Annotated in this window: 1 protein-coding gene; it reads left to right on the top strand. The window is 41.8% G+C overall.

Features of this window, described 5'->3' with window-relative positions; translation table 11 throughout:
- The coding region (locus tag E4T68_RS08995; RefSeq protein ID WP_167753884.1) for a MucBP domain-containing protein at nucleotides 1-488 on the top strand (488 nt) is incomplete at both ends.

Below are 488 nucleotides of genomic sequence, written 5' to 3'. Positions count from 1 at the left end.
TACACACCAAAAGATAAAGATGGCAATCCATTGACACCAGTGGACCCAGAGGACAAAACAAAAGGTTATGTGCCACCAAGCATTGTGAACCCACAAGACCCAACAGAAGATACACCAGTACCTTATGAGAAAAATCCAGTGGGAACAGTGACAGCTAAATTCGTTGATGAAACTGGAGCAGAAGTGAAAGCATCAGAACCAGTTGTTGAAAACGCAGAAGTTGGAACAGACTACAATGCAACAGATAATGGTGTAAAAACGATTGACAAAGACGGAGTAACTTACTACTTGAAAGAAACTCCAGCAAACGTACAAGGAAAAGTAACAACAGAGGAAACAGTTGTGACATTCGTGTACAAGAAATCAGGAAGTTATGTGCCACAAATTCAAGGAGATGAGCCTAATAAGCCAGCAAATCCAGATAAAGTGCCATATGACAAGACACCAGAAGAGCCAAGTGATAACCCAGCGTTACCATACGTACCAGG

The sequence above is a fragment of the Granulicatella sp. WM01 genome (genome assembly GCF_004570605.1).
GTDB lineage: Bacteria > Bacillota > Bacilli > Lactobacillales > Aerococcaceae > WM01.
Note: the sequence above shows the minus strand (reverse complement) of the source record. Positions and strands in the feature narration are given on the sequence as shown.